Source organism: Bacilli bacterium (assembly GCA_036381315.1).
Taxonomy (GTDB): Bacteria; Bacillota; Bacilli; order Paenibacillales; family KCTC-25726; genus DASVDB01.
In genome coordinates this window covers 1-7,484 of sequence record DASVDB010000014.1, presented here as the reverse complement: position 1 = coordinate 7,484, position 7,484 = coordinate 1, and the positions used below count along the sequence as shown (strand labels likewise).

The following is a 7,484-nucleotide window of genomic DNA, read 5'->3' as shown; positions in this document are numbered from 1 at the left end:
GCGACGGACGTTTCCATCAAGCAAATCAGCAAATTTATCAAAGAAGGGCGCATCTCGTTGCTGAACGCCCCCAATTTGGCATATCCGTGCGATGTTTGCGGGATTTTGATCCGCGAAGGATCCATCTGCGATTCGTGCCGGAAACGGCTGACGAAGGACGTCAATGCGGTAAAAGAGGAAGAAGATCGCCGCAGGCGCGAGGGATTGGCGCAAAGGGAGAGTATGACCTATAAGGCGTTTGCGAAAAAGAACAATGAATGATATCCGCCATTTTCTATAAACTTTATATGCCGGAAAACCGATAAACATGGTAGCGATGTTAATCGGTTTTTATTTATGCATTTGAGGTGGAAGCAATGAAAATTAACGACATGCTGCGGCTGGCGGGAATCCAGAATTACCGCAAGGACACCCCGTACAAGAGCGGCGGGACCGATGGGAAAAAGCCGAAACAAGCGGACGCGGTGCAAATTTCGCCGGAAGCTTTGCGGTTGCAGAACGCGCAGGAGGCCGAACGCTTGCAGCGCGTGCAGGAATTGGAGCGGCAAGTGTCCGCCGGGACTTATCATGTGGATTCCGCCAAAATCGCCGAAAAGCTTTTGCCATATTTGCAGGATTGAGTAACGATGCCGGACGGAAATGAGTGAACAAGAATGCCAATCCATGAAGTTGTCGAAGCTTTGGAACAGTTGAAGGCGCATTATCGCAATTTCGCGAATCTGGCTGAGCAAAAAAAACAGGCCCTGATCAAAAATCAGGTGGATCGCTTGACAGCCATTGTGCAACAGGAATCGCGGCTGATCAAACAGACATCCGTCGCGGAGCAGGAATGGATGCGGGCGGCAAGCGCTTTTTTGCGGGAAAACGGCGCGCATCCGGAAACAGCGGTCACAATGACGGCAATCGCCGAAATGGCTGGCGAGCAAGCGCAAAAGGACAAACTTCTGCGGATGAGGGACGAGCTTCTTGCGGATATCAAACAATTACAGGACTATAACGAAACAAACCGGCAATTAATCGAACAATCGCTTGCTTTTGTAAATTACTCGCTTGAACTTTTGACCGATTCGCCGGAAAACGAAGCCTTTTATCGCCATCCGTCGCAACAGGCCAAAACCCAGAGCGGGATTTTCGATCGCAAAGCGTAAGGAGAAGAGACGATGAGATCCACATTTCACGGCATTGAAGTGGCAAAGCGCAGTTTGTTTACCCAACAGGCGGCGCTGCAGACAACCGGCCATAATATTGCCAACGCGAATACGCGCGGATACTCGCGCCAAGTCGTCAACATGGTTGCTTCGCGCCCGATCGAAGCGGTCGGGATGTCGCGTTCCAACGTCCCGGGGCAACTGGGCATGGGAGTGGAGTTTTCATCCATTACCAGAGTAAGGGAGCGCTTTCTGGATGACCAGTTCCACAACGAGAACAAGTCGCTGGGAAGCTGGAGCGTGCAGAGCGATACGTTGGAGAAACTGGAGACGATTGTGAATGAGCCTTCCGACACCGGCTTGCGCTCGGTCATTGATAACTTCTGGAAATCATGGTCGGATTTAAGCAATGATCCCCTTAGCGTAACGGGACGGAAAATTGTGCGGGAAAACGCCATCGCGCTAGCCGACGCGTTTAATTTGACAAGCAAGCAACTCAGCGATTTACATTCCGATTTGACCAACAGCCTGAATGTAAAGGCGACGCAGATCAGCTCGATCGCCTCGACAATTGCCAATCTGAACAGCGAGATTCAACGAATCGAAGGGCTCGGCGATAACGCGAACGACTTGCGCGATCAGCGTGACGTTTTGACCGACGATCTGTCCAAAATCGTCAACATTCAAGTGGTGGAAACACAACAGGGCTACACCATTACAATGGGCGGAACCACTCTTGTGGCGGGCGGCGCGGCAACAAATATCGCCGCATCGACACTGGAAAGCGCTTTTTCCTCCGGGGATTTGAACAGCGGTGAGGCGTACGGGATTATCGTCTCGCGCGACCGGTATGTCGCCGATTACCAGAAGCAGCTCGATATTTTGGCCAACACGATCGCTACAGGCGAAGTGCAAATCACCATCCCGGCCGGTTCCGTGCTCCCGGACAATACGGTTTTGCAAGTGGTGCAGCCGGACGGCAGTGTGCAGGCAATTACCTTTACCGGGGCGAATCGAACGTTGACGTCTGACACGACCGTTGTCGTGAACGGTTTGAACGGCCTGCACAAATTGGGCTATACGTTCAAAGATCCGCTGACACCCGGCGAAGATTTCTTTACCGCCAAAACCGGAACGGATATTACCGCCGCCACGATTCAGCTGAATCCCGCCATCGCGGCCGACTCCAGCATGGTCGCTTCTTCGATGCGAACAATTGTAACCGGAACAACAGAAGAAGTCGTAAAAGGCAACAATACTTTGGCATTGTTGGTTTCCCAGCTGCGGGAAACAAAATTCGAATACGATTTGAACACTTCCGGCGTCTCCATGGATCAAGGCACAATCGATGATTTTTATCGGTCCATGGTCGGGCAACTGGGCGTCCAGACAAGCGAGGCAAACCGGCAGTTGTCCAACCAGAAGGCCCTGGTCGACCAGGTGGACAGCCGCAGGCAGTCAGTTAGCGGTGTATCGCTCGACGAAGAGATGGCGAACTTGATCAAATTCCAACATGCATATGCCGCGGCAGCGCGAATGATGACCACTTTCGATCAATTGCTGGATAAAGTGATTAACGGGATGGGGATTGTCGGCCGTTAACATGCTTGCCCGGCTGGATTTTTAACAATAAGGGAGGCTGTGTGATGCCTTTACGAGTAACCCAAAGTATGATAACTGCGCAACTTCTCTCCAATATATCCAATAACGTTAATAAGATGAGCAACTACCAGAATATGCTCTCCACCGGCCGTAAAATCAATCGTCCTTCCGATGATCCGGTGGGTATTACTTACGCGCTTCGCTACCGGAGTGAAATTACGATAAACGATCAATTTCAGCGCAATGTGGACTTTGCCAAATCGGCAGTTGAGCATTTGGATACGGTAATGGGGCAAATCAACGACATTTTTCAGCGCGCCAATGAGTTGACCGTGCAAGGTGTTAACGGAACCAATCCGCAGACGGCGTTAGACGCGATCAGCGCGGAATTGAACCAGTTGTATGAACAGGCGGTTACGCTGGGCAACAGCCAATTGAACGGGAAATATATTTTTAACGGTCAATTGACTGACAAACAGCCCTATACAAGCGCGACGGCAGATACGGACGCGACGGACGACCAGACCTTTTCGCTGGAATTTGCCGCCGGCGTGACAATACCTGTCAACGTGACGGGCAATGAAGTGTTCGGGAGCGGGCCGGAAAGCCTGTTCGCCATATTGAAGGGCCTTAAAGATTCGTTTTCGGCCGGCGATCAAGCCGCCGCCAGAGTATATTTGGGCAAATTGGAAGACCGTTTTGACAAGTTTTTGGAAGTCCGCGCCGAAGTGGGGGCAAGAGCGAATCGCATCGATATGCTGGACAGCCAATTGGAGTCGCTCAGCATCAATCTGCAAAAATTAAGCGGAGAAACCGAGGATGCGGATATAGCGGAAACGATTACCAAATTAAAAACGGCGGAAAACGTCTACCAGGCTTCATTGTCCGTAGGGGCCAAAATTATACAGCCGAGCCTGGTTGATTATTTGCGGTAATATGAATACGATACGGCTTTCTATCCATCAGGTTTTCGCCGCCATAGGCATCCATTCGACGCGCGGAGAACAGCAGATCCGTTCCCGGCATGGAGAACTCATCATCAGGCAAGAGCCGGCCGAGATAAAAATGGAAACTTCCGGGGGCGAATTGGAGATCAATGCGGATGCCGCGTGGGCGGCCTACGGCAAGCAACCGCATTTGCAGTGGAGAAACATGGTTTACAGCCAAATGCCCCGGGTCTTTTTGCAAGCGTTAGCCAAAATCGTTGACGACGGAAACCGCATGGCTGATATAGCCAGCCGCCGCAACGCGATCGCGGATATTGCGCAAGAAGCATGGCAACATGAATTTCCGCAGATCGAATATGTTGGGGCTGCGTCTTACGACAATGTGGAAGTGTCAATCGCGAAGAAGGAAATCTCCATTAGCGTAAAACCGAATTTTCCGCAGATCGAGTACCGGATGCATAAACCGGAAATTCAGTTCCGGCGCGGGGGCGTCGAAATCTATATGCGGCAGAAAAATTCGATTACGATCACAACCGCTCCATATGATTTGTTTGCCTAAAAAATTGCAAAGGCTTTTTGTTTGTTCAGGAGGGGGATGCATGTTCAAAGATCTGCATGAAAAAACGATTGACTTGGACGGAAGCATTCGGGGATTTGGCGACAAGCGCTTTTTTTCGTTCAACATGGTGGAAGAAGGCAACCCTTTTGTCATGTTGCAATGTGTTGATGACGAACAAATCGGCTTTTTGACGGCCGATCCGTTTTATTTTTTCGCAGATTATTGTTTTGATTTAAGCGACGGCGATAAAGACAAACTTGGCATCGAATCGACTGACGAAGTGCTAGTTCTGAACATTGTCACGATTCGCAACCCGTTTCATGCTTCCACCATCAATTTGCTGGCTCCGATTGTAATCAATAGCGCAACCCGCAAAGGCCTGCAGTTGGTGCTTCCCTCCAATAGCCACTACGACACGGCTGCGCCCCTTTTTGCAAATAACGCCATGGAAAGAAAGGGGTTTGCGGCTCATGCTGATCGTGGCTAGAAAAAAAGGACAGTCGATTATCGTCAATGATGAAATCGAAATATTGATTACTTCCATTGACGGCGACCAGGTGAAAGTGGGCATCAAAGCGCCGGCTGAGGTGAAAATTTTCCGCAAAGAAGTGCTGGAGGCGATTGAAATCAACAATAAGCAAAGCATGACCAGCATGAGCCTTAATGAGATCAAGAAATTGTTGAACAATGCGCAGAGTGAGTAAAGTTTATATGAAATTGGCTGAGAAATATTTTTTTAAAGCCTAAAGTTATCGGGATAAATGCCGATAATATATATTGGGTGCACCCTAAAACTTTCCACACGGATGTGGAATAACATTTCAAGGAGGAAAAAAGCATGATTATCAACCACAATATCAATGCCATGGACGCCCACCGCAACCTGCTGTTGAACAACATTGCCATGGGCAAATCCGGCGAAAAACTGTCTTCCGGCTACCGGATCAACCGTGCGGCCGACGATGCGGCGGGTCTTTCCATCTCGGAAAAAATGCGCGCGCAAATCCGTGCGCTTACGCAAGCGCAACGCAACGCGCAAGACGGCGTGTCGCTCGTGCAAACGGCGGAAGGCGCGATGAACGAAGTTTCCGACATGCTGACCCGCATGAAGGAACTGGCAACCCAAGCGGCCAACGGAACCTACAATAGCTCCGACCTGGCTGCCATGAACAACGAGTACACAGCTTTGAAAAATGCAATCAGCGACATTGCCACCAAGACGAAATTTAACGGTACGAATCTGCTGAATTCTACCGGAACGGTCGCAATTCAAACGGGAGACTCCGGCGGAGATACGGTAACGGTAAGCTTGCAGGATATCAGCAGCTTGGGATTGGGCGACATCAGCAGCGCTGCGAATGCCAGCACTGAGCTTGGCGCAGTCGATTCTGCCATCGGCACTGTAAACTCTGCCCGTTCCGCGCTAGGTGCGGCGCAAAACCAACTGGAACATGTGTTCAACAACCTGGGAACAACTGTCGAAAATCTGCAAGCGGCGGAATCGCGGATTCGCGACACCGACATGGCCAAAGAAATGATGAATTATACGAAGTTGGGAATCTTGCAGCAGGCGGCAACCGCAATGCTCGCGCAAGCGAACCAATCGCCTCAAGGCGTATTGCAACTGCTTCGTTAAACTGTTTAAAATTAACAAAAAGGCCCAGCGATGGGCTTTTTTTGTTAACGCACCATTTATCCGGGGGCTTGTATGAAACTTAGCGTCTGCATGATTGTGCGGGATGAGGAGCAAAACATCATTCGCAGCTTATCAAGTATTCCCGCGCATTATGAAAAAATAATTGTGGATACCGGTTCGAAGGATCGAACTGTCTACATGGCCAAATCTCTCGGCGCGATTGTATACGAATACAAGTGGGAAAACGACTTTGCGAAAGCGCGAAACGTCTCGATCGGGCATGCAAAGGGAGACTATCTTTTAATCATGGATGCCGATGAAGAGCTGGAAGTCGCCGCGGACCGCAAACTGCAAAGTTTTATCAATCGGTTTCCCGAAATGCCGGGAACAGCGACATTGTTCAATATAATCGGTGAAGACATCCATAACAGCAGAATGATTCGTTTTTTTCCGAACCTCCCCCAATACAGATTCAGCGGGGCTATCCACGAAACGCTGACTTGCAACGGGCAACCGGTTTCGTTTCGGGACACGGAATTGATCATCCGCCATTTCGGTTACGATCCGCAGGTTTACGCGGCGAAAAATAAACAGGAACGCTACAGGCGGCTTTATGAAACGCATTTGCAAACATATCCCGATGACGGCTATATGCTTTACCAATTGGGTAAGTTGTTGTTTTCAACGAAGCAGTTTGCCGAAGCGTTGGAGCCGTTGCAAAAAAGCGTGAATCTGCATGAAGCTGACAGGCTGTATTTTCCGCCATTGCTTGTCTTGACGGGATATACCTTGAAAGAGCTTGGAGCCAGCCGGGAAGCGGAACAATTGCTTCAGTCTTACGAGCGGCAGTACCCCGACTTTCCCGATCTGCCGTTCCTGCTTGGCCTGCTGGCAATGGATACGGGCCGAATCGAGCGAATCGCGCCATGCTTTTTAAAAGCGCTGGCGATTGGCGAAACCGCCAAATATTCAACGGTTCAGGGCGTCGGCTCATTCAAGGCGGCATATAATCTCGGCGTTTATTACGAAATTACGGGAAATCGGGCCAATGCGCGCAAGTATTACGGTTTGGCGGGTGAATATGGCTATAAGCCCGCGTTGGAAAGACTTGCAAAATTATTGATTTAACTCTTCATCATTTTACCGGTTTATCCGATAAATATTTTTAGAAGTATCAGGAGGCTGGTAAATATGCCAATGCGAATATCCGGCATGAGCTCAGGACTTGATATTGACAAGATTGTAAGCGACCTGATGAAGGCTGAGCGAATTCCGCTTGATAAAATGTTTCAGAAAAAACAAATCTATTTGTGGAAAGAGGACGCATATCGCAGCATCAATGCGAAACTGGCCAGTTTGCGCGATTATTTGAATACGATGAAATACAGCGCGGACTGGACTAAAAACAAAGTCACTTCCTCCGATACAACGAAGCTGACGGCGTCCGCCGACTCCACGGCTACCCCCGGAACGCATACGGTTACCATCACGGCGCTGGCCAGCGGCGCGTCCAAAACAAGCAGCGCAGGCATTTCCGCGCAGCAATTGACCGGTTCGGCAATATCCGGCGCAACGATTACAAGTTCAGGCAC

Annotated in this window: 11 protein-coding genes; all 11 read left to right on the top strand. The window is 50.0% G+C overall.

All coding sequences use genetic code 11. The features are described 5' to 3' along the window. On the top strand, positions 1-261 hold a 261-nt coding region (locus VF260_00930), incomplete at its 5' end, for a flagellar protein (protein HEX7055744.1). 95 nt (positions 262-356) lie between these two features. Next, complete coding sequence (gene flgM / locus VF260_00925) at positions 357-620, top strand: flagellar biosynthesis anti-sigma factor FlgM (protein ID HEX7055743.1); 264 nt, start codon at positions 357-359, stop codon at positions 618-620. Positions 621-653: 33 nt separating this feature from the next. Next, positions 654-1,148 (top strand): flagellar protein FlgN, encoded by a 495-nt coding sequence (locus VF260_00920; protein HEX7055742.1) that lies wholly within the window; start codon positions 654-656, stop codon positions 1,146-1,148. 12 nt (positions 1,149-1,160) lie between these two features. Continuing rightward, positions 1,161-2,750, top strand: coding sequence for a flagellar hook-associated protein FlgK (flgK, locus tag VF260_00915; protein HEX7055741.1), 1,590 nt, complete (start codon positions 1,161-1,163; stop codon positions 2,748-2,750). A 44-nt stretch (positions 2,751-2,794) separates the two neighbouring features. After that, positions 2,795-3,685: a flagellar hook-associated protein FlgL gene (gene flgL, locus VF260_00910; GenBank protein ID HEX7055740.1), complete on the top strand. Its 891-nt coding sequence runs from the start codon at positions 2,795-2,797 to the stop codon at positions 3,683-3,685. Position 3,686: 1 nt separating this feature from the next. Beyond that, entirely contained in the window at positions 3,687-4,256 is a 570-nt protein-coding gene (locus tag VF260_00905; GenBank protein ID HEX7055739.1) for a DUF6470 family protein, read from the top strand. A 40-nt stretch (positions 4,257-4,296) separates the two neighbouring features. After that, positions 4,297-4,743: a flagellar assembly protein FliW gene (locus tag VF260_00900; GenBank protein ID HEX7055738.1), complete on the top strand. Its 447-nt coding sequence runs from the start codon at positions 4,297-4,299 to the stop codon at positions 4,741-4,743. After that, the gene (csrA, locus tag VF260_00895; GenBank protein ID HEX7055737.1) at positions 4,727-4,960 is read left to right on the top strand and encodes a carbon storage regulator CsrA; all 234 of its coding nucleotides are present in this window, start codon (positions 4,727-4,729) and stop codon (positions 4,958-4,960) included. The genes VF260_00900 and csrA overlap by 17 nt, the downstream gene beginning before the upstream one ends. A 134-nt stretch (positions 4,961-5,094) precedes the next feature. Further along, positions 5,095-5,892 (top strand): flagellin, encoded by a 798-nt coding sequence (locus VF260_00890; protein ID HEX7055736.1) that lies wholly within the window; start codon positions 5,095-5,097, stop codon positions 5,890-5,892. 72 nt (positions 5,893-5,964) lie between these two features. After that, a complete protein-coding gene (locus tag VF260_00885; protein ID HEX7055735.1) occupies positions 5,965-7,020 on the top strand; it encodes a glycosyltransferase in 1,056 nt (351 codons plus the stop codon). 63 nt (positions 7,021-7,083) lie between these two features. Then, a partial coding sequence (locus tag VF260_00880; GenBank protein HEX7055734.1) for a flagellar cap protein FliD N-terminal domain-containing protein occupies positions 7,084-7,484 on the top strand: 401 nt, incomplete at its 3' end.

Coding starts and splice junctions, on each gene's coding strand:
- VF260_00885 (HEX7055735.1), top strand. CDS start 5,965: ATGAAACTTAGCGTCTGCATGATTGTGCGGGATGAGGAGCAAAACATC.
- VF260_00920 (HEX7055742.1), top strand. CDS start 654: ATGCCAATCCATGAAGTTGTCGAAGCTTTGGAACAGTTGAAGGCGCAT.
- flgM (HEX7055743.1), top strand. CDS start 357: ATGAAAATTAACGACATGCTGCGGCTGGCGGGAATCCAGAATTACCGC.
- flgK (HEX7055741.1), top strand. CDS start 1,161: ATGAGATCCACATTTCACGGCATTGAAGTGGCAAAGCGCAGTTTGTTT.
- VF260_00905 (HEX7055739.1), top strand. CDS start 3,687: ATGAATACGATACGGCTTTCTATCCATCAGGTTTTCGCCGCCATAGGC.
- csrA (HEX7055737.1), top strand. CDS start 4,727: ATGCTGATCGTGGCTAGAAAAAAAGGACAGTCGATTATCGTCAATGAT.
- VF260_00900 (HEX7055738.1), top strand. CDS start 4,297: ATGTTCAAAGATCTGCATGAAAAAACGATTGACTTGGACGGAAGCATT.
- flgL (HEX7055740.1), top strand. CDS start 2,795: ATGCCTTTACGAGTAACCCAAAGTATGATAACTGCGCAACTTCTCTCC.
- VF260_00890 (HEX7055736.1), top strand. CDS start 5,095: ATGATTATCAACCACAATATCAATGCCATGGACGCCCACCGCAACCTG.